The following is a 25586-nucleotide window of genomic DNA, read 5'->3' on the forward strand; positions in this document are numbered from 1 at the left end:
CTGTTATAATGGCTATATCAGAAAATTTCTAGGAGACAAACATGACAGTTAAAATTGCTTTACTTGGATTTGGTACCGTTGCAAGTGGTGTGCCATTCCTCCTAAAGGAAAATGGAGAAAAAATCGTTCAGTCAGCTCATTCAGAGATTGAAGTAGCCAAGGTATTGGTCAAGGATGAAGATGAAAAGAACCGCTTGCTTGCAGCAGGAAATGACTTTAACTTTGTGACCAATGTAGATGATATTTTAGCAGACAAAGATGTTACCATTGTAGTGGAATTGATGGGACGTATCGAACCTGCTAAGACCTTTATCACTCGTGCTTTGCAAGCTGGAAAACACGTTGTTACTGCAAACAAGGACCTTTTGGCTGTCCATGGTGCAGAATTGTTAGAAATCGCTAAAGAGCATAATGTAGCACTTTATTACGAAGCAGCAGTAGCTGGTGGGATTCCAATTCTTCGTACTTTGGCAAATTCATTGGCTTCTGACAAAATCACGCGCGTGCTTGGTGTCGTAAACGGAACTTCTAACTTTATGATGACCAAAATGGTCGAAGAAGGCTGGTCGTATGATGATGCTTTGGCTGAAGCGCAAAGACTTGGTTTTGCAGAAAGCGACCCTACAAATGACGTGGATGGGATTGACGCAGCCTACAAGATGGTGATTTTGAGCCAATTTGCTTTTGGGATGAAGGTTGCCTTTGACGATGTAGCCCACAAGGGAATCCGCAATATTACGCCAGAAGACGTAGCTGTAGCCCAAGACCTGGGCTATGTAGTGAAATTGGTTGGTTCTATCGAGGAAACTCCTTCAGGTATTGCTGCAGAAGTGACTCCAACCTTCCTTCCTAAATCGCACCCACTTGCTAGTGTGAATGGCGTAATGAACGCTGTCTTTGTAGAATCTATCGGCATCGGTGAGTCTATGTACTACGGACCAGGTGCTGGTCAAAAACCAACTGCAACAAGTGTTGTGGCGGACATTGTCCGTATCGTTCGTCGCTTGAATGATGGTACCATTGGTAAAGACTTCAACGAATATAGCCGTGACTTGGTCTTGGCTAATCCAGAAGATGTCAAAGCTAATTACTACTTCTCAATCTTGGCACCAGACTCAAAAGGTCAGGTCTTGAAACTAGCTGAAATCTTTAATGCTCAAGATATTTCCTTCAAGCAAATCCTACAAGATGGCAAAGAGGGTGATAAGGCGCGTGTAGTGATTATTACTCATAAGATCAATAAAGCACAACTTGAGAATGTTTCAGCTGAGTTGGCAAAAGCTTCAGAATTTGACCTCTTGAATACCTTCAAGGTGTTAGGAGAATAGGATGAAGATTATTGTACCTGCAACCAGTGCCAATATCGGGCCAGGTTTTGATTCGGTCGGTGTAGCTGTAACCAAGTATCTTCAAATTGAGGTATGTGAAGAACGTGATGAGTGGCTGATTGAACACCAGATTGGCAAATGGATTCCACATGACGAGCGTAATCTTTTGCTTAAGATTGCCCTGCAAATTGCGCCTGACTTGCAACCGAGACGCTTGAAAATGATTAGCGATGTTCCCTTGGCGCGTGGTTTGGGTTCTTCTAGCTCGGTGATTGTTGCTGGGATTGAACTGGCCAACCAACTGGGGAATCTCAACTTATCTGACCATGACAAATTGCAACTGGCTACCAAGATTGAAGGACATCCTGACAATGTGGCTCCAGCCATTTATGGAAATCTTGTTGTTGCGAGTTCCGTTGAAGGGCACGTTTCTGCGATTGTGGCAGACTTCCCGGAGTGTGATTTTCTAGCTTATATTCCCAACTATGAATTACGCACTCGCGATAGCCGAGGTGTCCTTCCTAAGAAATTGTCCTACAAGGAAGCTGTTGCAGCTAGTTCTATCGCCAATGTGGCCGTTGCAGCCTTATTAGCAGGAGATATGGTGACAGCTGGCCAAGCAATCGAGGGGGACCTCTTCCACGAGCGTTATCGTCAAAGTCTGGTCCGTGAATTTGCGATGATTAAGCAAGTAGCCAAAGAGAATGGTGCCTATGCAACCTATCTTTCTGGTGCTGGACCGACAGTTATGGTCTTGGCTTCTCATGACAAGATGCCAGCGATTAAGGCAGAATTGCAAAAGCAGTCTTTCAAAGGCAAACTTCATGATTTGAAGGTTGATACCCAAGGTGTCCGTGTCGAAACAAAGTAAAGAAATAGAAGATAGGATGGGGAAAGTCTTGATTAAAGGGCTTCCTATCCTTTTTTTGAAAAGAAGTTTATACACAATGAAAATCAAAGAGCAAACTAGGAAGCTAGCCGCCGGTTGCTCAAAACACTGTTTTGAGGTTGCAGATAGAGATGACGTGATTTGAAGAGATTTTCGAAGAGTATTAGTTAAAAACTTGATAAAGGAGAAATAAAGATGGCAGAAATTTATCTAGCAGGTGGTTGTTTTTGGGGTTTAGAGGAATATTTTTCACGTATTTCTGGAGTGCTAGCAACCAGTGTTGGCTACGCTAATGGTCAAATCGAAACGACCAATTACCAACTACTCAAGGAAACAGACCATGCAGAAACGGTTCAAGTGATTTATGATGAGAAAGCAGTGTCACTTCGAGAGATTTTGCTTTATTATTTCCGTGTCATTGATCCCTTATCAATCAACCAACAAGGAAATGATCGTGGTCGCCAATATCGGACAGGAATCTATTATCAAGATGAAGCAGACTTGCCAGCTATCTATACAGTTGTTCAGGAGCAGGAGCGCATGCTGGGGCGAAAGATTGCAGTAGAAGTGGAGAAACTTCGCCACTACATTTTAGCTGAAGACTACCACCAAGACTATCTCAAGAAAAATCCTTCCGGTTACTGTCATATCGATGTAACCGATGCTGAGAAGCCATTGATTGATGCAGCCAACTATGAAAAGCCTAGTCAAGAAGTGTTAAGGGGAAGTTTGTCAGCAGAATCTTACCGTGTTACGCAAGAAGCTGCTACAGAGGCTCCATTTAGTAATGTCTATGACCAAACTTTTGAAGAGGGCATTTATGTAGACATCACGACGGGTGAGCCACTCTTTTTTGCTAAGGATAAGTTTGCCTCAGGTTGTGGTTGGCCAAGTTTTAGTCGTCCGATTTCTAAGGAATTGATTCATTATTACAAAGACCTGAGCCATGGAATGGAGCGAATCGAAGTTCGTTCTCGGTCAGGCAATGCTCACTTGGGTCATGTTTTCACAGATGGTCCTCAGGAATTAGGTGGCCTGCGTTACTGTATTAATTCTGCATCCTTGCGCTTTGTGGCAAAGGATGAGATGGAAAAAGCAGGATATGGCTATCTATTACCTTTCTTAAACAAATAAAACTGAGATGGTGGGGCTTCCCACTTTCTTCATTTCCAGAATAAGAATAGAAGGGACTTATGAAACACTTACTATCTTACTTCAAACCCTACATCAAAGAATCCATTTTAGCACCCTTGTTCAAGCTACTAGAAGCTGTTTTTGAACTTTTGGTTCCCATGGTGATTGCTGGGATTGTTGACCAGTCCTTACCCCAGAGAGATCAAGGACACCTCTGGATGCAGATTGGCCTGCTCCTCGTCTTTGCAGTAATTGGCGTTTTAGTGGCCTTGGTAGCCCAGTTTTACTCAGCCAAGGCTGCGGTTGGATTTGCCAAAGAACTGACAGACGACCTTTATCGTCATATTCTTTCCTTACCCAAGGATAGCAGAGATCGTTTGACAACTTCGAGCTTGGTGACTCGCTTGACTTCGGATACCTACCAGATTCAGACTGGGATCAATCAATTTCTGCGCCTCTTTTTGCGAGCGCCTATTATCGTTTTTGGAGCCATTTTTATGGCCTATCGCATTTCTGCTGAGCTGACTTTCTGGTTCTTAGTCATGGTTGTCATTTTGACGATTGTCATTGTCGGGCTCTCTCGTCTTGTCAATCCTCTCTACAGTAGTCTCAGAAAGAAAACGGACCAACTGGTTCAGGAAACGCGCCAGCAATTACAAGGGATGCGAGTTATTCGTGCTTTTGGTCAGGAAAAACGAGAGTTAAAGATTTTTCAAACTCTTAACCAAGTTTATGCCAGATTGCAAGAAAAAACAGGCTTCTGGTCTAGTTTGTTAACACCTCTGACCTATCTGATTGTTAATGGAACTCTTCTCGTCATCATCTGGCAGGGATATATTTCAATTCAAGGAGGTTTACTCAGTCAAGGTGCCCTCATTGCCCTTATCAACTATCTCTTGCAGATTTTGGTGGAATTGGTTAAGCTAGCTATGCTGATCAATTCTCTCAATCAGTCCTATATCTCAGCCAAGCGAATTGAGGAAGTTTTTACCGAAGCTCCAGAGGATATTCATTCAGAATTAGAACAAAAGAAAACTACCAGTGATAAGGTTTTACAAGTCCAAGAATTGACCTTTACCTATCCTGATGCGGCCCAGCCTTCTCTGAGAGACATTTCATTTGATATGAAACAAGGGCAAATCCTTGGTATCATCGGGGGAACTGGTTCTGGTAAGTCAAGCTTGGTGCAAGTCTTACTTGGACTTTATCCAGTAGACAAGGGGATCATTGACCTTTATCGAGATGGACGTAGTCCTCTTAATCTTGAGCAGTGGCGGTCTTGGATTGCCTATGTTCCCCAAAAGATCGAACTCTTTAAGGGAACTATTCGTTCCAACTTGACTTTGGGTTTGAATCAAGAAGTATCTGACCAGGAACTCTGGCAGGCCTTGGAAATCGCGCAAGCTAAGGATTTTGTCAGTGAAAAGGAAGGACTTTTGGATGCTACTGTTGAGGCAGGAGGTCGAAATTTCTCAGGCGGACAAAAACAAAGGCTGTCTATCGCCCGTGCAGTCTTGCGCCAAGCTCCATTTCTCATCCTGGATGATGCGACCTCGGCCCTCGACACCATCACCGAGTCTAAGCTCTTGAAAGCTATCCGAGAGAATTTACCTAACACGAGCTTAATTTTGATTTCTCAACGGACTTCGACACTTCAGATGACTGACCAGATTCTCCTCTTGGAAAAAGGTGAGTTATTAGCTGTTGGCAAGCACGATGACTTGATGAAAATTAGTCAAGTCTATCGTGAAATCAATGCATCCCAACATGGAAAGGAGGACTAGCATGAAACGACAAACTGCAAACCAGACGCTCAAACGTTTGGCCGTAGATTTAGCAAGCCATCCCTTCCTCCTTTTCCTAGCCTTTCTAGGAACTATTGCCCAAGTTGGTTTATCAATTTACCTACCTATTTTGATTGGGCAGGTCATCGACCAAGTCCTAGTGGCTGGTTCTTCAGTAATTTTTTGGCAGATTTTCATCCAGATGATCTTGGTGGTCATAGGAAATACACTGGTACAATGGGCCAATCCTCTTCTTTATAATCGTCTAATCTTCTCTTATACCAAAGACTTGCGAGAGCGAATTATCCATAAGCTCCATCGTTTACCGATTGCTTTTGTGGACCGGCAGGGCAGTGGAGAGATGGTCAGTCGTGTGACCACAGACATAGAACAGCTGGCAGCCGGCTTGACCATGATTTTCAATCAATTTTTCATTGGTGTTTTGATGATTTTGGTTAGTATTCTAGCCATGCTCCAAATTCACCTTCTCATGACCCTCTTGGTCTTGCTGTTGACGCCATTATCTATGGTGATTTCACGCTTTATTGCCAAACGGTCCTATCATCTCTTCCAGAAGCAAACAGAGACCAGGGGGATTCAGACTCAGTTGATTGAAGAATCGCTTAGCCAGCAGACCATTATCCAGTCCTTTAATGCTCAGACAGAGTTTATTCGAAGACTGCACGAGGCTAATGGCAACTACGCAGGCTATTCTCAGTCAGCTATCTTTTATTCTTCAACGGTCAATCCTTCGACTCGCTTTGTCAATGCACTCATTTATGCGCTTTTAGCTGGAGTGGGAGCCTATCGTATTATGATGGGTTCAACCTTGACCATTGGGCGTTTAGTGACTTTTTTAAACTATGTCCAACAGTACACCAAGCCCTTTAATGATATTTCTTCTGTTTTAGCCGAGTTGCAAAGTGCTCTCGCTTGCGCAGAGCGCGTCTATGCTGTCTTAGAAAGTCCTGAGGTTGCTGAAATAGGTAAGGAAATCTTGACCAGTGACCAAGTCAAGGGAGCTATTTCCTTTAAACATGTCTCTTTTGGCTATCATCTTGAGAAGGTTTTGATTAAGGATTTATCCATTGACATTCCAGCTGGTAGCAAGGTTGCTATTGTTGGTCCTACGGGTGCTGGCAAATCAACCCTCATCAATCTCCTCATGCGTTTTTATCCTATTAACTCGGGAGATATCTTGCTAGATGGTCGTTCCATTTATGACTATAGTCGTGCTTCTCTGCGCCAGCAGTTTGGCATGGTGCTCCAAGAAACCTGGCTCAAGCAAGGGACCATTCATGACAATATTGCCTTTGGCAATCCTGAAGCCAGTCGAGAGCAGGTGATTGCTGCGGCAAAAGCAGCTAATGCAGATTTCTTTATCCAGCAGTTGCCGCAGGGATACGATACTAAGTTGGAAAATGCAGGAGAATCTCTCTCTATCGGCCAAGCCCAGCTCTTGACCATCGCCCGAGTCTTTCTAGCTATCCCTAAGATTCTTATCTTAGACGAGGCGACTTCTTCCATTGATACACGGACAGAAGTGCTAGTTCAGGATGCCTTTGCCAAACTCATGAAGGGGCGCACAAGCTTTATCATTGCTCACCGCTTGTCAACCATTCAAGATGCTGATTTGATTCTTGTCTTGGTAGATGGTGATATTGTTGAGCAAGGTAACCATCATGACCTCATGGCTAGAAAGGGCAAATATTACCAGATGCAAAAAGCTTCAGCTTTTAGCTCTGAATAAGCAATTCCTATCCATTTTAAAGTCTTAATGACACTAAAAGTTGCCTTCGGGTGACTTTTTTGTTACAATAGCTAGAAAAAATCAGGGTCTTAGAAGGAGAAAACAATGAAAGTCTATCAGCATGTAAATACCGTGACTTGTGACCAAGATTTCCATGTTTATTTGGATGGTATCTTAGCCGTTAAGGACTCTCAAATCGTCTATGTCGGTCAAGAGGAGCCAGAGATTTTAGAGCAAGCTGAGCAGATTATAGACTATCAGGGAGCCTGGATCATGCCTGGATTGGTTAATTGCCATACCCACTCTGCTATGACAGGCTTACGCGGAATCCGAGATGATAGTAATCTCCACGAATGGCTCAATGACTATATTTGGCCAGCAGAAGCAGGATTTACTCCCGACATGACTACCAAGGCGGTCAAAGAAGCTCTGACAGAGATGCTCCAGTCAGGAACAACAACCTTCAACGATATGTATAATCCCAATGGTGTGGCTATTGAGCAAATTTATCAGGCAGTCAAAGCTTCCAAGATGCATTGTTATTTCTCACCGACCCTCTTTTCTTCAGAAGCTGAATCAACTGCTGAGACTATAATCAGAACACGAGCTATCATAGAGGAAATCTTAGGATATGAAAATCCAAATTTCAAGGTTATGGTAGCTCCACATTCTCCGTATAGCTGTAGTAGAGACTTGCTGAAAGCGAGCTTAGATATGGCAAAAGAGCTGGATATTCCTATCCATATCCATGTAGCGGAGACCCAGGAGGAATCAGGAATTATCCTCAAACGCTATGGCAAACGCCCCCTCGCCTTTCTAGACAAACTAGGTTACTTAGATCATCCGTCTGTCTTTGCTCATGGGGTCGAATTAAACGAGAGAGAAATTGAACGCTTGGCAACTTCTCATGTGGCTATCGCCCATAATCCTATTAGTAACCTCAAACTGGCCTCAGGAATCGCTCCCATCATCCAACTGCAAAAAGCAGGAGTAGCAGTCGGAATTGCGACTGACTCGGTTGCTTCCAATAACAATCTAGATATGTTTGAAGAAGGACGGACTGCAGCCCTTCTTCAGAAGATGAAAAGTGGAGATGCCAGCCAATTCCCTATCGAAACAGTCCTCAAAGCTCTGACGATAGAAGGTGCTAAGGTTCTTGGAATGGAAAACCTGATAGGAAGTCTGGAAGTTGGCAAGCAAGCAGATTTTCTCGTGATTCAACCTAAGGGAAAAATCCATCTTCAACCTCAGGAAAATATGCTCTCTCACCTCGTTTATGCAGTCAAATCCAGTGATGTTGATGATGTCTATATTGCAGGAGAACAGGTGGTTAAGCAAGGCAAAGTTTTGACAGTAGAGATTTAAAAAAATTTAAAAAAAAGTTTGCAAAAATCTTGCATTCTTTTTTTGTCTATGCTATACTTATATACGGTTTGAAAAAACTGCCTAAGACAGTAGGGGAGCTCGACTCATAAAGATCCTACCGAGGACAAAACGTATCATGTAAAAAGAAGCGTATTGTACTTTCGTGTCTAGGTTTGGGCGCGTTTTTCTTTTGGAAAAATTCCCCAAGCAAAATAATTACGGAGGTGAACACACTAATGAGTGAAGCAATTATTGCTAAAAAAGCGGAACTAGTTGACGTAGTAGCTGAAAAAATGAAAGCTGCTGCATCTATCGTCGTTGTAGACGCTCGTGGTTTGACAGTTGAGCAAGATACAGTTCTTCGTCGTGAGCTTCGTGGAAGCGAAGTTGAGTATAAAGTTATTAAAAACTCAATCTTGCGTCGTGCAGCTGAAAAAGCTGGTCTTGAAGATCTTGCATCAGTATTTGTTGGACCATCTGCAGTAGCATTTTCTAACGAAGATGTTATCGCACCAGCGAAAATCTTGAACGATTTTGCTAAAAACGCTGAAGCACTTGAAATCAAAGGTGGTGCAATCGAAGGCGCCGTCGCATCTAAAGAAGAAATCGTTGCTCTTGCAACTCTTCCAAACCGCGAAGGACTTCTTTCTATGCTCCTTTCTGTACTTCAAGCGCCAGTGCGCAACGTTGCTCTTGCAGTCAAAGCGGTTGCAGACAACAAAGAAGACGCAGCTTAATCTTAAGCTACGCAGCGTAGCCTAGCTACGGAAAAACTATTATAAAATTAAAAACTTATTTGGAGGAAATAACAATGGCATTGAACATTGAAAACATTATTGCTGAAATTAAAGAAGCTTCAATCCTTGAATTGAACGACCTTGTAAAAGCTATCGAAGAAGAATTTGGTGTAACTGCAGCTGCTCCTGTAGCTGTTGCTGCAGCTGGTGCTGCTGACGCTGGTGCTGCTAAAGACTCATTTGACGTTGAGTTGACAGCTGCTGGTGACAAAAAAGTTGGCGTTATCAAAGTTGTGCGTGAAATCACTGGTCTTGGACTTAAAGAAGCTAAAGAACTTGTTGATGGTGCACCAGGTGTCATCAAAGAAGGCGTTCCAACTGCAGAAGCTGAAGAAATCAAAGCTAAATTGGAAGAAGCTGGAGCTTCAGTTACTCTTAAATAATAAAGTAACTACATTAGTAGCTTAAAAAACTTATAAAACTGCTATTCTTAGGAATAGCAGTTTTTTCTTTTTAGAATGGTAAATCTACCTCTAAATTATAGTCTGATACGAAAGTTCTAGGATGCTTTTTTCTAACAGTTACTAGAATTTTGATAGAAATTCGATTTTCTTCTTGACTCTGACCTTAGGTAAGGGATTATACTAATAGTAGATAAGAAAGGAGATTATTATGCAAATCAATATGATTCGTTCAGATAAAGTTTACCAAGAGATGCTCGAGCTTCCTTTGGAAAAGAGAGAAGGTTGCTTTCGAGCTAAAATATTAGCACCTTTTGCAATCAAATACCAAACTCAACATATTCCTCTGAAAGCAAAGTATCCCGGAGGATTTGATGCTCTATTCCTACTTGGTTTTATGAATCAGCTACCCGGCACTCTGTCAGAAAAGGATAGACCGGCTATTGATGCTCTGAGCTCTGATCAACTCTGGCAAAATTGTCAAGGTACCATCAAGAGGAGTATCGGTCTTTTTGAGCAGGCTGGCTATGATTTAGAGGTTGAGGATTATCATTTTACTATTTTATTGGGCAATCCAGAAAAGCCTATGTTGCAGCTCAATAAGGGTTATAGCGGAGATGGTGGAATTCCAGGCTACCTCATACTTAGTCTGCTACCAAATGACTATACTTTACCACGTGTGCAGGCTGCGTTGGCTCACGAGTGCAATCACAATGTCCGCTTTCAATTTGTCAAATGGAACCAGCAGACGACACTAGCAGACTGGGTAGTCAGTGAAGGATTGGCAGAGTCTTTTGCTGCTGAGCTCTATGGCAAAGATCTCATTGGGCCTTGGGTCACTTCAACCAGTCCAGAGCAGTTAGAAGAGATTAAGCCCATCATCTCAAGTCAGCTTCAGCTAACGGGGATGGCGGAAATGGTTCCTTATCTTTATGGTGATGAAATAGCTGAGATTCAAGGTCAAATACCGGTTGGTATGCCTTATGCTGCGGGCTATGCTTATGGTTATCATCTGATACAAGCTTATCTGAAAAAGACTGGCAAGAGCATTATTGAGGCTACTGTGACATCAACGGAAGAGATTCTAGAGGCGACGAAAGACTTTTGGAAATGACACTTTTGCTTGCAAATCTGCCAGAGTTTGATATAATGTAGGTAATTTTTGGAGGTGACTATATGCACTATAAAAGAGTTGAATTAAAAGTTACAAATCAGGGTATCCATGAGCGCAAGATTTTTCAAGGTGTTAAGATTTTCAGTCGTAGTAAGTTGTCCAAAGATCAGAAAAGCATTCTAACACAGAAGCTTTACCTGACTCCGAAGCAGAATATCGTTTACTATCAGCGAACAGATGTCAACTATGACCAGAACTGGCATCATCATAAGGACTATTATGAATTAGCTTATGGTCAGATGGATAGAGAGACGGTTTTTAAGGTTTGCCAAGATTTTGACGAACTAAGCCCTTTTCTGGAAAATGAGCTGCTGGAGAAGCTAAAAGAAAAGCAGATAGCAGGCAAATTTTTTGAAAAATTAGATATATAAAAATCCGGCTGCTTTGATAAGCAGTCGGATTTCTTCTAGTTTGATAGTGCTTAAACAATACCTTTACTATCATGGCATTGGCTACATTAGTATACTGACATCTATTCATCTGATAAGAGAGACTTTATCATCCAGATATTCATAGCAGGATGGCCGGCGGCGTTAGAAAGTGGTTGTTGCAGTGATGTGAAACCATAGTGTTGATAGATGGCCACAGCCGTAGCCAGTTCAGTAGAGGTTTCTAGATAAAGCTGTTCATAACCAGCTAGGCGGGCTTCCTGGAATATCCGCTTTATCAAACGGCTAGAATAACCTTTGCCACGACTGTTTTTAGTGACATACAGTTTTTGTAATTCAGCAATCTTATCGGACACAGGTGCAAAGCCACCACAGCCAACCAGCTGATCTTCGTCTTCCAGGACAAAGTAAGCTGCTCTCTCTTGCTGTTGATAATAATCGGCTAAATGATCTAGATGAGAATCAAAGTAGACAGTTCCTGGTTTGTCAAGCCCGAATTCTTCTAGGCTAGCTCGAATGAGTTGCGCTACAGCTGGATTGTCTCTCTCTTCCATCGGCCGTAAGTTCATCATTTGTCCTCCGATAAGATGTATCGACTAATTAAACAATACCTTGAGCGATCATAGCGTTTGCTACGTTTTCGAAGGCAGCGATATTTGCTCCTGCAAGGTAGTCGGTACCAAGTCCGTATGTTTCAGCAGTTGTTTTAGCTGTATTGAAGATGTTTGTCATGATGTCTTTGAGACGTCCATCAACTTCTTCACGGGTCCATGAAAGGCGAAGGCTGTTTTGGCTCATTTCAAGCGCTGATACAGCTACACCACCAGCGTTGGCAGCTTTGGCAGGTCCGTAAAGGATTCCGTTTTCTTTGTAGACTTTAATCGCATCAAGGTCACTAGGCATGTTAGCACCTTCAGATACACAGATAACGCCTTGAGCAACCAAACGTTTAGCTGCTTCACCGTTGATTTCGTTTTGAGTCGCACATGGAAGAGCGATGTCGTAGTTTCCAACGTAAGTCCATACAGAACCTTCATGGTAAGTAGCAGTTGCTTTCTCAGCTGCGTACTCAGTCAAACGAGCACGGCGTTTTTCTTTAACATCAACCAAAAGATCGAAGTCAATACCATTTTCGTCGATGACATAACCGTTTGAGTCAGATACAGAGATAACAGTAGCGCCGAGTTCAGTCGCTTTTTGAAGAGCGTATTGAGCTACGTTACCAGAACCTGAAATAACCACTTTCTTACCAGCAAAACTGTTACCGTTAGCTTTGAGCATTTCTTCAGTGTAGTAAACCAAACCATAACCAGTTGCTTCTGGACGAATCAAGCTACCACCAAATCCAAGAGGTTTACCAGTCAAGACACCCGCATCAAATTGGTTAAGACGTTTGTATTGTCCGTAAAGGTAACCAATTTCACGTCCACCAACACCGATATCACCAGCAGGTACATCAAGAGATGGTCCGATGTATTTTTGCAATTCAGTCACGAAGCTTTGGCAGAAGCGCATCACTTCAGCATCAGTCTTTCCTTTAGGATCGAAGTCTGATCCCCCTTTACCTCCACCGATTGGAAGTCCAGTCAAGACGTTTTTAAAGATTTGTTCAAATCCGAGGAATTTCAAGATCCCTTGGTTTACAGTTGGGTGGAAACGAAGTCCGCCTTTATATGGTCCAACAGCTGAGTTAAATTGAACACGGTAACCACGGTTGACTTGTACTTTACCTTCACGGTCAACCCAAGGAACACGGAAAGAAATCACGCGCTCAGGCTCAGTGATACGTGCCAAGATGTTTTCTTCGATATACTCAGGGTGTTTTTCAAATACAGGTTCCAAAGTGCTGAAGAATTCTTCAACCGCCTGGAGAAATTCAGCCTCATGCCCGTTACGAGCTTTCACAGTTGCAAACACGCTTTGGATATAGTCTTTAGCAGATGTCATATCGTTCTCCTTTTGTTGTTATATTTTATTACATGAGCCATTATAGCAGAATTTTTTTTGAGTGTAAAGAAAAAAACAGAAATTTTCTAAAAATTCTTTCAATTTACAAAACCGAACATTTTATATAGAAATTAGTTTCTCAAAGAGAAAATCTTAAAGTATGGTATAATATTAGAAATAAAAGGAATCTGGAGGATCAGAATCATGGTATCAACGAAAACACAAATAGCTGGCTTTGAGTTTGACAATTGCTTGATGAATGCAGCGGGTGTGGCTTGTATGACGATAGAGGAACTAGAAGGAGTCAAAAACTCAGCGGCAGGTACTTTTGTTACGAAAACTGCGACCTTGGACTTTCGTCAGGGAAATCCTGAGCCACGATACCAGGATGTTCCACTTGGTTCTATCAACTCCATGGGCTTACCAAATAATGGCTTAGACTACTATCTGAACTATCTTTTGGACTTGCAGGAAAAAGAGCCAAACCGAACTTTCTTCCTATCTCTAGTTGGCATGTCTCCAGAAGAAACACATACCATCTTGAAAAAAGTTCAAGAGAGTGAATTCAAAGGACTGACAGAGCTTAATCTCTCTTGTCCAAATGTTCCAGGAAAACCTCAGATTGCCTATGATTTTGAAACAACAGACCGTATCTTGTCAGAGGTGTTTGCCTACTTTACCAAACCTCTTGGGATTAAATTGCCACCTTATTTTGATATTGTTCACTTTGACCAAGCGGCAGCTATTTTTAACAAGTATCCACTTAAGTTTGTTAACTGTGTTAACTCTATCGGAAACGGCCTTTATATAGAAGACGAGTCGGTCGTGATTCGTCCTAAAAATGGTTTTGGTGGCATTGGTGGAGAGTATATCAAACCGACTGCTCTTGCTAATGTGCACGCCTTTTATCAACGTTTAAATCCTCAAATCCAAATCATTGGAACGGGTGGCGTTCTAACGGGTCGTGATGCCTTTGAACACATCCTCTGCGGTGCTAGTATGGTGCAAGTAGGAACGACTCTCCACAAGGAAGGTGTCGGTGCTTTTGAACGCATTACCAATGAACTAAAAGCAATCATGGCGGAAAAAGGGTATGAGGGTCTAGAAGATTTCCGTGGGAAATTGCGCTACATTGATTAAAGTTACTAAAAAATCAGAAGAAAGGAGAGAAGATGCTAGCTATTGAAGACAGTCAGAAGTTGACTTTATCAAATCTATCTAGCTTGAATCTATTTACAGGGACAGACCAGGGTCAGTTTGAAGTTATGAAGAGTCAAGTGTTGAAACAGATTGGTTATGATCCAGCTGATCTCAACTTTGCTTACTTTGATATGAAAGAAGTAGCTTATAAAGACTTAGAGTTGGAGCTGGTCAGTCTCCCTTTCTTTGCGGATGAAAAAATCGTGATATTAGATCATTTTGTCGATATCACAACTGCCAAGAAACGCTTTTTAACAGATGATGAGCTCAAGTCGTTTGAGGAATACCTTGATAACCCTTCGCCAACAACCAAGTTGTTGATTTTTGCTGAAGGAAAGTTAGATAGTAAAAGACGGCTGGTCAAATTGCTCAAACGAGATGCGACTGTATTTGATGCTATTGAACCCAAGGAACAAGAACTCCGCCAGTATTTCCAAAAATGGAGTCAGACACAAGGTCTGCAGTTTGTGGGGCAATCCTTTGAAAATCTACTTCTCAAATCTGGTTTTCAATTTAGTGAAATCCAGAAAAATCTCCTCTTTTTGCAGTCTTATAAGTCAGACGGCGTGATTGAGGAGAAGGATATTGTCGAGGCTATTCCAAAGACCTTGCAGGACAATATTTTTGATTTGACTCAGTTTATTTTAGCTAAGAAGATTGACCAGGCCCGTGACTTGGTTAGAGATTTGACCTTGCAAGGGGAGGATGAGATCAAGCTCATAGCTGTCATGTTAGGACAGTTTCGTACCTTTACCCAAGTGAAGATTTTATCAGAAGCTGGTCAGACAGAATCGCAGATCGCAAGCAGTTTGGGGACTTATTTGGGACGCAATCCAAATCCTTATCAAATCAAGTTCGCATTGAGAGATTCGAGAGGGATTTCCTTGACCTTTCTCAAGCGAGCGATTTCTTATCTGATCGAAACAGACTACCAGATTAAGACAGGTGTCTATGAAAAAGGGTATCTGTTTGAAAAGGCACTTTTGCAGATTGCGGCAGAAGCAAATTGAGCAAAAAACTTGAAAAAAGAGGATGATTGCGTTATCATTTTCATATAGAAAGAAAAAGAGGTATTACAGATGGCTATTATCTTACCAGACCTTCCATACGCATACGACGCCTTGGAACCATACATCGATGCAGAAACAATGCACTTGCATCATGACAAACACCACCAAACTTATGTAAACAATGCAAATGCAGCTCTTGAAAAACATCCTGAAATTGGTGAAGACCTTGAAGCTTTGCTTGCTGATGTAGACTCTATCCCAGCTGACATCCGTCAAGCGCTTATCAATAACGGTGGTGGACACTTGAACCACGCTCTTTTCTGGGAATTGATGACTCCTGAAAAAACAGCTCCATCAGCAGAACTTGCAGCAGCAATCGACGCAACATTTGGTTCATTTGAAGAGTTCCAAGCAGCCTTTACAGCAGCAGCTACAACTCGCTTCGGTTCTGGATGGGCTTGGTTGGTTGTCAACAAAGAAGGAAAACTTGAAGTAACTTCAACAGCAAACCAAGACACACCAATCTCAGAAGGTAAAAAACCAATCTTAGGCTTGGACGTTTGGGAACATGCTTACTACGTGAAATACCGCAACGTGCGTCCTGACTACATCAAAGCTTTCTTCTCAGTCATCAACTGGAACAAAGTAGACGAGCTCTACGCAGCAGCAAAATAAAAAAATAGGAAGGGAAGAGTCATTCTTCTCTTTTTTGTTTTATATGGCAGAAGTCTGACAAAATCGTCAGACTTTTCTCATTTTTATGAGAAACGTGCTAACTGCTAGAAATTATGGTAAAATAGAGTGTTAAGTAATCGTGGAAAAGGAAGACTATGCGTAAAGAAATTGCACCTGAATTATACAACTATAACAAGTTTCCTGGCCCAGAATTTCATGTGAATGGGGATAAGGTTGAGACTGAAGGGATTGCTTTTACCTTGGTTGAAAATATCAAGGAGGCTTTCGATGTGACCGTCTTTAATCAGCGCTTCTCAGAAGTGTTGACCAAGTTTGATTATGTCGTGGGGGACTGGAGTAATGAACAGCTCCGCCTACGTGGCTTTTACAAAGACGACCGAACAGAGGAAAAAATTGAAAAAATCAGTCGCTTACAGGATTATCTTTTAGAGTACTGTAGTTATGGTTGTGCCTATTTTGTTCTAGAAAATCAAGCACCGAAACGGGCTTCATTTGACAAGAAAATGCGTAAAAAGGAAGAGGAAAACCTTCCTAGAAGAGGCAAGAAACCTTCGCAAAACAAGAGAAAACCAAATACGGATAAGCGAAATAGACGTCGTCTTAAGGACCAAAAGTCTCAGAAAGAGGACAAGGGACAGCGCCATTTTGTCATTCGTCAGAAATAGATAGAGAATAAGGAGAAGAGATGAAACCGTCTATTTATAGTTTAACACGTCAAACCATGCAAGAATGGGTTTTAGAACAAGGAGAAAAGAAATTCCGAGCAGATCAAATCTGGGAATGGCTCTACCGTAAACGTGTCCAGTCGTTTGAAGAAATGACCAACCTTTCCAAGGATTTGATTGCCAAACTCAATGACCAGTTTGTGGTCAATCCTTTGAAACAACGGATTGTACAAGAGTCAGCTGACGGTACTGTTAAGTATCTTTTCGAGTTGCCAGATGGCATGTTGATTGAGACAGTACTCATGCGTCAACACTACGGTTTGTCAGTCTGTGTGACCACTCAGGTCGGCTGTAATATTGGTTGTACTTTCTGTGCATCAGGCTTGATCAAGAAACAACGTGACCTTAATAACGGTGAAATTGTAGCGCAGATTATGCTAGTTCAGAAATACTTTGATGAGCGTGGTCAGGATGAGCGTGTCAGTCATATCGTTGTTATGGGAATTGGTGAACCATTTGATAACTACAACAATGTATTGAATTTCGTTCGTACCATCAATGATGACAAGGGGATGGCTATCGGTGCTCGTCACATCACAGTTTCAACTTCAGGTTTGGCCCATAAAATTCGTGACTTTGCTAATGAAGGCGTACAGGTTAATCTCGCTGTTTCCCTTCACGCACCAAACAATGATCTTCGTTCAAGCATCATGAAAATTAACCGTGCCTTTCCGATTGAAAAACTCTTTGCTGCTATTGAGTACTATATCGAAACAACCAATCGCCGTGTGACCTTTGAATACATCATGCTCAATGAAGTCAACGACGGTGTTGAACAAGCCTTGGAGCTGGCGGAATTGCTCAAAAATATCAAGAAATTGTCTTATGTAAACTTGATTCCCTATAACCCAGTTAGTGAACATGACCAATATAGCCGTAGTCCTAAAGAGCGCGTGATGGCCTTCTACGATACCCTCAAGAAAAAAGGGGTCAACTGTGTTGTTCGTCAAGAACATGGTACAGACATTGATGCAGCTTGTGGACAATTACGCTCCAATACAATGAAACGTGATCGCCAGAAGGCAGTCGCAGCGGTAAATCCATAAAATGACTAGAAAAAGAGAATTAATCTTAAGATTGGGAGTGGCTGTTTACGGCCTATGCATTGTCTGTTTTTGCTTTACTCCCCAGCCTCAACTTCCTATAGGAGTGGAAACTCCAGGTATTCAAACTTTTGGACGCCTGGTTTTTCTTTTAACTCCCTTAAACTCCCTTTGGAATCTGGGTGAAGTGACTAGTTTGGGACAAGTCCTTTGGATCTTTTTGCAGAACATTTTAAATGTCTTCTTGCTTTTCCCACTAGTCTTTCAACTGATTTATCTCTGTCCAAATTTACGACAAACGAAAAAAATCATCCTTCTCAGTTTTCTACTGAGTCTAGGAATTGAGTGCACGCAACTAGTTTTAGATTTTTTATTCGACTTTAATCGGGTCTTTGAGATTGATGATTTGTGGACCAATACCCTGGGAGGCTATCTGGCTTGGGTCCTCTATAAAGGACTGCATAAAAACAAGATAAGGAATTAGAATGAGTATTTTAGAAGTTAAAAATTTGAGTCACGGTTTTGGTGACCGTGCAATTTTTGAAGATGTGTCTTTCCGTCTCCTAAAGGGAGAACATATCGGTCTAGTCGGTGCCAATGGTGAAGGGAAATCAACCTTTATGAGCATCGTGACTGGTAAGATGTTACCAGATGAAGGGAAGGTGGAGTGGTCTAAGTATGTGACTGCTGGCTACCTGGATCAGCATGCTGTGCTAAAGGAAGGCCAAACTGTGCGTGATGTTTTGCGGACAGCCTTTGATGAGCTATTTAAAGCAGAAGCTCGTATCAATGACCTCTATATGGAAATGGCTGAAGACGGAGCGGATATTGACGCGCTCATGGAAGAAGTTGGCGAACTCCAAGACCGTTTGGAGAGTCGTGATTTTTATACTTTAGATGCTAAGATTGATGAAGTGGCGCGTGCTCTCGGTGTTATGGACTATGGCATGGATACGGATGTAACAGCCTTGTCAGGTGGACAAAGAACCAAGGTACTTTTGGCCAAACTGCTTCTTGAAAAGCCCGATATCTTGTTGCTTGACGAGCCAACCAACTACTTAGATGCTGAACACATTGACTGGCTCAAGCGTTATCTCCAAAACTATGAGAATGCCTTTGTCCTTATCTCGCATGATATTCCTTTCATCAACGACGTAATCAATATCGTCTATCATGTGGAAAATCAACAGTTGACGCGTTACTCTGGTGACTATTACCAGTTCCAAGAAGTCTATGCTATGAAGAAATCTCAACTGGAAGCAGCCTATGAACGTCAACAGAAAGAGATTGCCGACCTCAAGGATTTTGTGGCTCGAAACAAAGCGCGTGTTGCAACGCGTAATATGGCCATGTCCCGGCAAAAGAAACTCGACAAGATGGATATCATTGAACTCCAAAGCGAGAAACCAAAGCCGTCCTTTGATTTCAAACCAGCTCGTACACCAGGGCGCTTTATCTTCCAAGCCAAGGACTTGCAGATTGGTTATGACCGTCCACTTACCAAACCCTTAAATCTTACTTTTGAACGCAATCAAAAGGTTGCCATTATTGGAGCCAATGGTATTGGGAAAACAACACTCTTGAAGAGTCTCTTGGGCATTATTCCACCAATCGCTGGAGAAGTAGAACGCGGTGATTACCTAGAACTTGGTTATTTTGAGCAAGAAGTAGAAGGTGGAAATCGTCAAACACCACTAGAGGCTGTCTGGAATGCCTTTCCAGCCCTTAACCAAGCAGAAGTCCGTGCAGCCCTTGCTCGTTGTGGCTTGACAACTAAGCACATCGAAAGTCAGATTCAGGTCTTGTCAGGTGGGGAACAGGCCAAGGTGCGTTTCTGTCTCTTGATGAACCGTGAAAACAACGTTTTAGTGCTGGATGAGCCGACCAATCACTTGGATGTAGATGCCAAGGATGAACTCAAACGGGCGCTTAAAGAATACAAAGGAAGCATTCTTATGGTTTGCCACGAACCAGACTTCTATGAAGGCTGGATGGACCAAATCTGGGACTTTAACAAGCTAACTTAAAAGCAGTAAAAAAGCCAAGTCGAAATGACTTGGCTTTTTTGACTAGTAATTTAAATAGCTTTCAACTTCAGATTTCTCAATTTCTTTACCGTAGTGGCAAATCGGACAAGAAACGAAGTAACTTTTACCATAAGGGAAAAGTGGAATCCAGTAAAGGGTGAACTTGCGCCCAGTTTCTACGATCTCCCAAGTGTCGACATTGTTACAATGACCACATTCGATCGCTGTTTGCGTATGTCCCAAATCTTTCTGATAACCTTTAGAACCCCAAAATAAAATCATGTCATCGTCTCCTTATCTGTTGATGGCTTATTTTTTACTGAAGTCGTAGTCTTTCACCACTTCGATACTATCAATGGTGATAGCAGACGTTGGTTTGTCTTTCTCATCTTTTTCAGCCTTGGCAATCTTGTCAACAACATCCATGCCATCGATGACTTGACCAAAGACAGGGTGTTTGCCATCTAGACTTGGATTTCCACCTTCTTTATAGGCTTCGATGATTTTCTTTGGATACTTGCTGGTAGGAAGTTTAGCTGAAATATCTGTTGAATTTTGGTTGATGAAGAACTGGCTACCGTTGGTGTTTGGTTGACCAGTGTTAGCCATAGCAAGGGCTCCTCGGATATTGTATAGGTAAGGGGAGATTTCATTTTTGAAACCAGTTCCCTTATCCTTCGTTTTATCCTTATCATGCCAGATAGATTGGCCACCTGTACCATCTCCCTTAGGATCTCCAGTTTGGACCATAAAGCCATCGATGACACGGTGGAAGGTGATGCCGTTATAGTAGCCTTCTTTGGCATGAGTGAGGAAGTTTTCAACTGCTAGAGGTGCTAGTTTTGGAAAGAGTTTGATGCGGATATCGCCTTGATTTGTGTGTAAAATGACCTCAGCTTCATCTTCAGCAACTTCTTTAGAAAGTTGAGGGAAGTTGGCATTTTCATTGGTTAAAGCGTCATTCAAATCTTTGGCAGCCTGAGCAGCTGCTTTTGAGCTTTCTTCAGCAGAGATGCTGGAGTCGACATATTCATCACCACGGAGACCACGTTGGATACTAGTACATCCAGCAAGGGCTACAGTGGATAGTAAAAGAAGGGCTGCTAGTTTTTTCATTGTTAACCTCTCAAAAATTCATTTCTACCATTGTACCTTAAAAGGAGTTTGATTTCAAATGTAAAAGATTTTACTAAAAATTTCTAGTAGTTAAAAAAATTAAAACTCTGTCAAGTTTTTTTCTTGACACCTGTCAGAAATCTGCTATAATAGAACATGTGCTAAATAGCTTAGCTATTTCACCGAAATAAAAAATAAGAAAAGAGACATTAAAAAATGGCAGTTAAAATCCGTTTGACTCGTATGGGTTCTAAGAAAAAACCTTTCTACCGTATCAACGTAGCAGACTCACGTTCACCACGTGACGGACGTTTCATCGAAACAGTTGGAACTTACAACCCACTTGTTGCTGAAAACCAAGTAACTTTGAAAGAAGACCGCGTTCTTGCATGGTTGGCTGATGGAGCTCAACCTTCAGATACAGTTCGCAACATCCTTTCAAAAGAAGGCGTATTGAAAAAATTCCACGATTCTAAATTCTCAAAATAAGTTTAAAGTAGGTTGACAGATGGATACGATTGAAAATCTCATTATTGCGATTGTGAAACCTTTGATTTCACAACCTGATGCCTTAACTATCAAGATTGAAGACACACCAGAGTTTTTGGAGTATCACTTGGATCTTGACCAAAGCGATGTCGGTCGTGTTATCGGTCGTAAGGGTCGCACTATCTCAGCGATAAGAACGATTGTCTACTCTGTCCCAACTGAAGACAAAAAAGTAAGAATCGTTATCGATGAAAAATAAAAAAAGCGGGACGGATGTCTCGCTTTTTTGTGAGGAGGAGAAGATGAAGGATTTAACGTTTAGACAATTACAAGATTACTTACTCGAACTTTACCAGCAATCTCGAACTGAGGAAGGTCTCTTTATCAAGCTAGTGGAGGAAGTCGGAGAAGTAGCCGAGGTCTTGAATGGGCGCTCTGGTCGAAAAGAGGGCGTTCAGGACTCAAACGAGGAACTTGCCAAAGAACTGGTTGATATCATTCATTACACCGTCGCTATTGCGGCTATCAACGACATTGACCTAACCAAAACCATTTTTGACAAAGATAAAAAAGCAGCCATTAAGTACCAACATGAAAGAGATTTGGAGAGTTTTTTGAAGGGAGATTTGAGAAATATTGAACACTGATTATTTTTTAAAAATAGACTGGGCGGTGTATATTGATTGGTTATTACGAATTATACAGATTTCGACTTTTATAGGTGTAATTTTAAAAATAAGTTTCCAGAATAAGGCCTATATTAATAATATCGAAATTCAGGCAATTAAACCAATCGAATTTGATTCCTTACATACGAGATTTCATCATGTTTATGAGTTTAAACATAATAAAAATGATAAACATTATAACCATTTGATTTTTTATCCAAAAGAAGTTGACATTGAAATTGTAGAATTTTATTCTTTAATCTATGATTCAAAAAGTAATCGTTTAGTCATTCAAGATAAAATACATACAGTCAAAAATTTAAAAAATTATACATGCTTATTGATTTATACAAATTTACCTGAGACTATACCTAGTTTAAGAATGAAATGGAAGACAAGTCAAGGTCAAATTGGGGAGTATACATTTTATAGTAATATGTATAACGGGAATATAAATATTTCTTCTTTTAAATATAAATTAACATTAAAGAGGAAACTACTAGCAATTTTGGGATTATAGCTGATTTTCTCCAACTTGTGAAAATCCCTGGAACGTGATAAAATAAAGGATAGAAATAGATACAGGAGACAAGATGAACTACTTTAATGTTGGAAAAATCGTCAATACGCAGGGTCTACAGGGTGAGATGCGAGTCTTGTCTGTGACGGATTTTGCAGAGGAACGGTTTAAAAAAGGGGCAGAGCTGGTTTTATTTGATGAAAAAGATCAGTTTGTCCAAACAGTAACCATCGCTAGCCACCGTAAGCATAAGAATTTTGACATTATCAAATTCAAAGATATGTACCATATCAATGCGATTGAAAAGTACAAAGGTTACAGTCTCAAAGTTGCTGAGGAAGATTTGAACGACTTAGATGATGGAGAATTCTACTATCACGAGATTATTGGTTTGGAAGTTTACGAGGGAGACAATTTGATTGGAACTATCAAGGAAATCCTACAACCAGGAGCCAACGATGTCTGGGTGGTCAAGCGAAAAGGTAAGCGTGATTTGCTTCTACCTTACATTCCGCCAGTAGTTCTCAATGTTGATATTCCAAACAAGCGGGTCGAAGTGGAAATCTTAGAAGGACTAGATGATGAAGATTGATATTTTAACCCTCTTTCCTGAGATGTTTTCTCCGCTGGAACACTCAATTGTTGGGAAGGCTCGAGAAAAAGGGCTCTTGGATATCCAGTATCATAATTTCAGAGAATATGCTGAAAAGGCCCGTCATGTTGACGATGAACCTTACGGAGGCGGTCAGGGGATGTTGCTAAGGGCTCAACCCATTTTCGATGCCTTTGATGCTATTGAAAAGAAAAATCCCCGTGTCATTCTTCTTGATCCTGCTGGAAAACAGTTCGATCAATCTTACGCTGAGGATTTGGCTCAGGAAGAGGAACTAATCTTTATCTGTGGTCACTATGAAGGGTATGACGAGCGTATCAAGACCTTGGTAACCGATGAAATTTCCCTAGGAGACTATGTTTTGACTGGAGGAGAATTGGCGGCCATGACCATGATTGATGCGACCGTGCGCTTGATACCAGAAGTGATTGGTAAGGAGTCTAGCCACCAGGATGATAGCTTTTCTTCGGGTCTTCTCGAATATCCTCAGTACACACGCCCTTATGACTATCGAGGCATGGTCGTGCCAGATGTGCTCATGAGTGGGCACCATGAAAAGATTCGCCAGTGGCGGCTTTATGAGAGTCTAAAGAAAACCTACGAGCGCAGACCTGACCTGCTAGAAAACTATCAACTAACAGCCGAAGAAGAAAAGATGCTGGCTGAAATCAGAGAAAACAAAGAATAAAGGAGAATCTTATGCAAGTAATCAAACGTAATGGAGAAATTGCTGAATTTGATCCAGATAAAATTTACCAAGCTGTCTTAAAAGCAGCTCAAACAGTTTATGTTTTGACTGATGACTTACGTCAAAACCTAGCTCAAGTTACTAAGAAAGTCGTTTTGGACTTGGAAGAAGCAAAAGTAGAACGTGCCACTATCAGCATGATCCAGTCAATGGTTGAGCACCGCTTACTTGGAGCTGGCTACATTACTATTGCAGAACACTATATCTCTTATCGCTTGCAACGCGATTTGGAGAGAAGTGGTTATGGCGACCATATCGCCGTTCATCTTCATTTTGAACAAATCCGTTAAGAAAAAGAGTGGGATGCAAAGAACATCTCACTCTTTCTTAAATAGACTTTTCTGAGCTTTTTGTACGGTTGAGGGAACAAAACGAAGTCGTTTAATATCACTGATACGAATGATTCGGGTCACGTTTTTTGAAAAATTTTTGACGATAATTTGTTGGCGATTAGCATCGTGTTTAACAATATCACCCGAAAAACTTGTTTCAGCAAATATGACATGAACAGCCGTCTTTTTCTGGATGGCTTGTTCAATCATAGCAGTGAGGGAGTTGTCCTCGGTTTGGCGAGGTTCGTCATTTCCATTGAGAAAACCATGTAGTTTATCTAGAACTAGTTTGAATGTCTGTCTCATAGAATCCTCCCTTCTTATATATCCACATTATATAAAATTTTCCTAAAAACCACAAGATTTTTACGAATAGACTACAGAAAGCATATCACATAAAGGAGTTAAAATGGCAGAATTTACATTTGAAATCGAAGAACACTTACTGACCTTGTCTGAAAATGACAAAGGATGGACAAAAGAACTAAATCGCGTTAGCTTTAATGGTGCCCCTGCAAAGTTCGATATTCGTTCTTGGAGTCCTGACCATACCAAAATGGGCAAAGGAATCACGCTTTCCAATGAAGAATTTCAGATAATGGTCGATGCCTTTAAAGGTGGACAATAAAAAGAATCTTGAGTGCAGCTCAAGATTCTTTTTTTAGGACACAATGTAGTCACACAAAGAAGTTTTAGACAATTGAATGAAAGTCTCTTTATACTCTTCAGGTGGTATTGGATTATCTTTACGAATCCAGACTTCGATGAAAGAGATTGCCGTGGTCGTAATGATATAAGCGATGTCTTCTTTACTAAAATTATATTTCAGTTGGTAATTGACATTCTTGAGTACCCACTCAGAGTATGTCCCACGCAGAAACTCCTTCCAACAAGTGTCGGCTTGAGAATTGTACAAGGTACCGATGACTTCTCGCTTTTCATAGATGAGAGGAAGAACGCGGTCCGCTAAGAGAGTGATGGGATCGCCATCTCTTTCAGAACAGTAGTTGTTAAAAATATTGAAGATTTGTTGATCGGTCTCCTTGTGGATATAATCGATAATATCTTCAAAGTTATTAAAGTGCTTTTGATAAATCGCTTGGCGGGAAATACCAGCTTCTGCAGCAATCTCAGTCATGGTAAAAGAAGTTCGCTGAGGGTTTCTCCTTGCAAGAGTGATAAAAGCATCTAAGATTAACTCTCTAGTTTTGTTTGCCATAACTTTACCTTCCTATCTATTAATATTAAAAATACTAGATTTAGTATTACCCAAGCTTTCCCTTTAGCATAAATAAACTGAATAGATGATTATTTGAAAGCCTCTATAAGACTATTATATCATAGATTTATTAGAAATAACAGATTGTTACAAGGAGGCATTACTTTTTGCAAACTCCTATTATGTCAGTATTTTCAGATAATTCTTAGGAAAGTCATTTTT

At 41.3% G+C, this 25586-nt stretch carries 31 protein-coding genes and 1 other annotated feature; of the genes, 25 read left to right on the forward strand and 6 right to left on the reverse strand.

Translation table 11 applies throughout. The annotated features are described in order from the left end of the window. Nucleotides 1-41 precede the first annotated feature (41 nt). The 10 genes from I6H78_RS09005 (at nucleotide 42) to I6H78_RS09050 (ending at nucleotide 10993) form a co-directional block, all read left to right on the forward strand. The gene (locus I6H78_RS09005) at nucleotides 42-1328 is read left to right on the forward strand and encodes a homoserine dehydrogenase (RefSeq protein WP_198459472.1); all 1287 of its coding nucleotides are present in this window, start codon (nucleotides 42-44) and stop codon (nucleotides 1326-1328) included. A gap of 1 nt (nucleotide 1329) precedes the next feature. After that, complete coding sequence (gene thrB / locus I6H78_RS09010) at nucleotides 1330-2199, forward strand: homoserine kinase (RefSeq protein ID WP_198459473.1); 870 nt, start codon at nucleotides 1330-1332, stop codon at nucleotides 2197-2199. A 213-nt stretch (nucleotides 2200-2412) separates the two neighbouring features. Beyond that, complete coding sequence (msrB, locus tag I6H78_RS09015; RefSeq protein WP_198459474.1) at nucleotides 2413-3351, forward strand: peptide-methionine (R)-S-oxide reductase MsrB; 939 nt, start codon at nucleotides 2413-2415, stop codon at nucleotides 3349-3351. 59 nt (nucleotides 3352-3410) lie between these two features. Then, nucleotides 3411-5135 carry an ABC transporter ATP-binding protein gene (locus I6H78_RS09020; RefSeq protein WP_198459475.1) on the forward strand — a complete coding sequence of 575 codons (1725 nt, stop codon included), beginning with the start codon at nucleotides 3411-3413 and terminating at the stop codon, nucleotides 5133-5135. A 1-nt stretch (nucleotide 5136) separates the two neighbouring features. Continuing rightward, on the forward strand, nucleotides 5137-6885 hold the full coding sequence (locus I6H78_RS09025; protein WP_198459476.1) for an ABC transporter ATP-binding protein: 1749 nt from the start codon (nucleotides 5137-5139) through the stop codon (nucleotides 6883-6885). Between the two features lie 105 nt (nucleotides 6886-6990). Further along, on the forward strand, nucleotides 6991-8250 hold the full coding sequence (locus I6H78_RS09030; protein WP_198459477.1) for a TRZ/ATZ family protein: 1260 nt from the start codon (nucleotides 6991-6993) through the stop codon (nucleotides 8248-8250). A gap of 62 nt (nucleotides 8251-8312) precedes the next feature. Beyond that, nucleotides 8313-8448, forward strand: a sequence feature (ribosomal protein L10 leader region). Between the two features lie 38 nt (nucleotides 8449-8486). Next, nucleotides 8487-8987: a 50S ribosomal protein L10 gene (gene rplJ / locus I6H78_RS09035; protein ID WP_001287274.1), complete on the forward strand. Its 501-nt coding sequence runs from the start codon at nucleotides 8487-8489 to the stop codon at nucleotides 8985-8987. 74 nt (nucleotides 8988-9061) lie between these two features. Further along, nucleotides 9062-9430, forward strand: coding sequence for a 50S ribosomal protein L7/L12 (gene rplL, locus I6H78_RS09040; protein ID WP_001196964.1), 369 nt, complete (start codon nucleotides 9062-9064; stop codon nucleotides 9428-9430). Nucleotides 9431-9659: 229 nt separating this feature from the next. Next, nucleotides 9660-10562: a DUF2268 domain-containing putative Zn-dependent protease gene (locus I6H78_RS09045; protein WP_198459478.1), complete on the forward strand. Its 903-nt coding sequence runs from the start codon at nucleotides 9660-9662 to the stop codon at nucleotides 10560-10562. Between the two features lie 62 nt (nucleotides 10563-10624). Then, nucleotides 10625-10993: an EXLDI protein gene (locus tag I6H78_RS09050; RefSeq protein ID WP_096406794.1), complete on the forward strand. Its 369-nt coding sequence runs from the start codon at nucleotides 10625-10627 to the stop codon at nucleotides 10991-10993. 101 nt (nucleotides 10994-11094) lie between these two features. On the opposite strand, the gene I6H78_RS09055 is transcribed toward I6H78_RS09050, so the two are convergent. Beyond that, nucleotides 11095-11580, reverse strand: a complete 486-nt coding sequence (locus tag I6H78_RS09055; RefSeq protein ID WP_198460247.1) for a GNAT family N-acetyltransferase — start codon at nucleotides 11578-11580, stop codon at nucleotides 11095-11097. 31 nt (nucleotides 11581-11611) lie between these two features. Then, on the reverse strand, nucleotides 11612-12958 hold the full coding sequence (gene gdhA, locus I6H78_RS09060; protein WP_198459479.1) for an NADP-specific glutamate dehydrogenase: 1347 nt from the start codon (nucleotides 12956-12958) through the stop codon (nucleotides 11612-11614). Nucleotides 12959-13162: 204 nt separating this feature from the next. Here gdhA and I6H78_RS09065 point away from each other — a divergent pair, with 204 nt between their 5' ends. The 7 genes from I6H78_RS09065 to I6H78_RS09095 all read left to right on the forward strand — a co-directional run bounded on the left by I6H78_RS09065 (nucleotide 13163) and on the right by I6H78_RS09095 (nucleotide 19659). Continuing rightward, nucleotides 13163-14098 (forward strand): dihydroorotate oxidase, encoded by a 936-nt coding sequence (locus I6H78_RS09065; RefSeq protein ID WP_198459480.1) that lies wholly within the window; start codon nucleotides 13163-13165, stop codon nucleotides 14096-14098. Between the two features lie 32 nt (nucleotides 14099-14130). Beyond that, nucleotides 14131-15168 carry a DNA polymerase III subunit delta gene (holA, locus tag I6H78_RS09070; protein WP_198459481.1) on the forward strand — a complete coding sequence of 346 codons (1038 nt, stop codon included), beginning with the start codon at nucleotides 14131-14133 and terminating at the stop codon, nucleotides 15166-15168. 69 nt (nucleotides 15169-15237) lie between these two features. After that, on the forward strand, nucleotides 15238-15843 hold the full coding sequence (gene sodA, locus I6H78_RS09075) for a superoxide dismutase SodA (RefSeq protein ID WP_000974728.1): 606 nt from the start codon (nucleotides 15238-15240) through the stop codon (nucleotides 15841-15843). Between the two features lie 155 nt (nucleotides 15844-15998). After that, nucleotides 15999-16529 (forward strand): YutD family protein, encoded by a 531-nt coding sequence (locus I6H78_RS09080; RefSeq protein ID WP_198459482.1) that lies wholly within the window; start codon nucleotides 15999-16001, stop codon nucleotides 16527-16529. A 20-nt stretch (nucleotides 16530-16549) separates the two neighbouring features. Then, a complete protein-coding gene (gene rlmN, locus I6H78_RS09085) occupies nucleotides 16550-17635 on the forward strand; it encodes a dual-specificity RNA methyltransferase RlmN (protein ID WP_198459483.1) in 1086 nt (361 codons plus the stop codon). 1 nt (nucleotide 17636) lies between these two features. Continuing rightward, the gene (locus I6H78_RS09090) at nucleotides 17637-18116 is read left to right on the forward strand and encodes a VanZ family protein (protein WP_198459484.1); all 480 of its coding nucleotides are present in this window, start codon (nucleotides 17637-17639) and stop codon (nucleotides 18114-18116) included. A 1-nt stretch (nucleotide 18117) separates the two neighbouring features. Then, nucleotides 18118-19659: an ABC-F family ATP-binding cassette domain-containing protein gene (locus I6H78_RS09095; RefSeq protein WP_198459485.1), complete on the forward strand. Its 1542-nt coding sequence runs from the start codon at nucleotides 18118-18120 to the stop codon at nucleotides 19657-19659. Nucleotides 19660-19701: 42 nt separating this feature from the next. On the opposite strand, the gene I6H78_RS09100 is transcribed toward I6H78_RS09095, so the two are convergent. Beyond that, nucleotides 19702-19941 (reverse strand): zinc-ribbon domain-containing protein, encoded by a 240-nt coding sequence (locus I6H78_RS09100; RefSeq protein ID WP_000600216.1) that lies wholly within the window; start codon nucleotides 19939-19941, stop codon nucleotides 19702-19704. A gap of 27 nt (nucleotides 19942-19968) precedes the next feature. Then, nucleotides 19969-20775, reverse strand: coding sequence for a peptidylprolyl isomerase (locus tag I6H78_RS09105; protein ID WP_198459486.1), 807 nt, complete (start codon nucleotides 20773-20775; stop codon nucleotides 19969-19971). 216 nt (nucleotides 20776-20991) lie between these two features. Between I6H78_RS09105 and rpsP the strand changes: the two genes are divergently transcribed. The 7 genes from rpsP (at nucleotide 20992) to I6H78_RS09140 (ending at nucleotide 24103) form a co-directional block, all read left to right on the forward strand. Next, nucleotides 20992-21264: a 30S ribosomal protein S16 gene (gene rpsP / locus I6H78_RS09110; protein WP_000268760.1), complete on the forward strand. Its 273-nt coding sequence runs from the start codon at nucleotides 20992-20994 to the stop codon at nucleotides 21262-21264. A gap of 19 nt (nucleotides 21265-21283) precedes the next feature. After that, a complete protein-coding gene (gene kphA / locus I6H78_RS09115) occupies nucleotides 21284-21523 on the forward strand; it encodes an RNA-binding protein KphA (RefSeq protein ID WP_000379617.1) in 240 nt (79 codons plus the stop codon). 43 nt (nucleotides 21524-21566) lie between these two features. Next, nucleotides 21567-21911: a MazG nucleotide pyrophosphohydrolase domain-containing protein gene (locus tag I6H78_RS09120; protein WP_232619934.1), complete on the forward strand. Its 345-nt coding sequence runs from the start codon at nucleotides 21567-21569 to the stop codon at nucleotides 21909-21911. Continuing rightward, nucleotides 21901-22452: a hypothetical protein gene (locus I6H78_RS09125; protein WP_198459488.1), complete on the forward strand. Its 552-nt coding sequence runs from the start codon at nucleotides 21901-21903 to the stop codon at nucleotides 22450-22452. Before I6H78_RS09120 ends, I6H78_RS09125 begins: the two co-directional genes overlap by 11 nt. A gap of 73 nt (nucleotides 22453-22525) precedes the next feature. After that, nucleotides 22526-23044 (forward strand): ribosome maturation factor RimM, encoded by a 519-nt coding sequence (gene rimM, locus I6H78_RS09130; protein ID WP_198459489.1) that lies wholly within the window; start codon nucleotides 22526-22528, stop codon nucleotides 23042-23044. Next, nucleotides 23034-23753: a tRNA (guanosine(37)-N1)-methyltransferase TrmD gene (gene trmD / locus I6H78_RS09135; RefSeq protein WP_198460248.1), complete on the forward strand. Its 720-nt coding sequence runs from the start codon at nucleotides 23034-23036 to the stop codon at nucleotides 23751-23753. The genes rimM and trmD overlap by 11 nt, the downstream gene beginning before the upstream one ends. Before the next feature lie 11 nt (nucleotides 23754-23764). Next, entirely contained in the window at nucleotides 23765-24103 is a 339-nt protein-coding gene (locus I6H78_RS09140) for an ATP cone domain-containing protein (protein WP_001196045.1), read from the forward strand. Nucleotides 24104-24130: 27 nt separating this feature from the next. Here the strand turns inward: I6H78_RS09140 and I6H78_RS09145 are convergent, their stop codons facing one another. After that, a complete protein-coding gene (locus I6H78_RS09145; protein ID WP_198459490.1) occupies nucleotides 24131-24451 on the reverse strand; it encodes a hypothetical protein in 321 nt (106 codons plus the stop codon). Between the two features lie 103 nt (nucleotides 24452-24554). Here I6H78_RS09145 and I6H78_RS09150 point away from each other — a divergent pair, with 103 nt between their 5' ends. Next, nucleotides 24555-24773 (forward strand): YdbC family protein, encoded by a 219-nt coding sequence (locus I6H78_RS09150; RefSeq protein WP_198459491.1) that lies wholly within the window; start codon nucleotides 24555-24557, stop codon nucleotides 24771-24773. 33 nt (nucleotides 24774-24806) lie between these two features. Here I6H78_RS09150 and I6H78_RS09155 read toward each other — a convergent pair whose 3' ends face one another. Beyond that, nucleotides 24807-25364 (reverse strand): TetR/AcrR family transcriptional regulator, encoded by a 558-nt coding sequence (locus I6H78_RS09155; RefSeq protein WP_198459492.1) that lies wholly within the window; start codon nucleotides 25362-25364, stop codon nucleotides 24807-24809. Between the last annotated feature and the right edge of the window lie 222 nt (nucleotides 25365-25586).

The organism is Streptococcus oralis, from assembly GCF_016127915.1.
GTDB lineage: Bacteria > Bacillota > Bacilli > Lactobacillales > Streptococcaceae > Streptococcus > Streptococcus oralis_BO.